At 64.9% G+C, this 612-nt stretch carries 1 protein-coding gene; it reads right to left on the bottom strand.

Going from position 1 to position 612, the window contains the following annotated elements; all coding sequences use genetic code 11:
- Positions 1–27: 27 nt before the first annotated feature.
- Positions 28–450, bottom strand: a complete 423-nt coding sequence (locus ABD374_RS31515) for a DUF4259 domain-containing protein (RefSeq protein ID WP_344500038.1) — start codon at positions 448–450, stop codon at positions 28–30.
- Positions 451–612: the final 162 nt, after the last annotated feature.

The raw sequence follows: 612 nt of genomic DNA, 5'->3' as shown, positions 1-612 counted from the left end.
GGCTCTGGCTCGCTTTCCGTGAAGCGGTCACGATTCGTGATCAGTGGGTGTTTCGAGTGCTCGGAGGATCTGTCGCACTTCCTGGCACCACTGGGCGGCGTCGGCGCTGTCCACCCAGCCGGTTGCCATTTCTGATCCGTCCCGGAGAACTCGGTCCAGTGCGAGTCTCGCCGACGCGCGAAGCGAGGCTGGCAGTTCGGGCAGCGGTTCCCTGGGGCCGTCATCGGGGTCAATCACGATGGGGCTGTCTGGGAGGGTGCTGGCGACGAGAGCGCCGGCGGCAACGGCTTCGGCCCCGTCTCCGCCATCGACGCGTTCTCCCGAGTCGGTGACTCGCTGGAATGCCCGCTCCAGCACGTCGATGACCTGCTGGTGGGTGAGTCCCTCAAGTTCATCGACGAAGTCTGCGGCGAGGTCGCTGTCGAACGGGCCGGTTCCCCACGTTCCCATGCATGGCTCCTGATACGGCTGTCTCGGACGAAGACATGGTTCCAGGAGCCACTGACATCGATCACGGGGCGAGGAGGACCCGCTTGCGGAGCAGTGCGAAGCCGGCGCGTCCGAACATCTGGCGCTTGAGCATCTTGATCCGGTTGACGTGTCCTTCGACGA

It is taken from the genome of Streptomyces enissocaesilis (assembly GCF_039533765.1).
GTDB classification, from domain to species: domain Bacteria; phylum Actinomycetota; class Actinomycetes; order Streptomycetales; family Streptomycetaceae; genus Streptomyces; species Streptomyces enissocaesilis.
Note: the sequence above shows the minus strand (reverse complement) of the source record. Positions and strands in the feature narration are given on the sequence as shown.

Coding starts and splice junctions, on each gene's coding strand:
- ABD374_RS31515 (WP_344500038.1), bottom strand. CDS start 450: ATGGGAACGTGGGGAACCGGCCCGTTCGACAGCGACCTCGCCGCAGAC.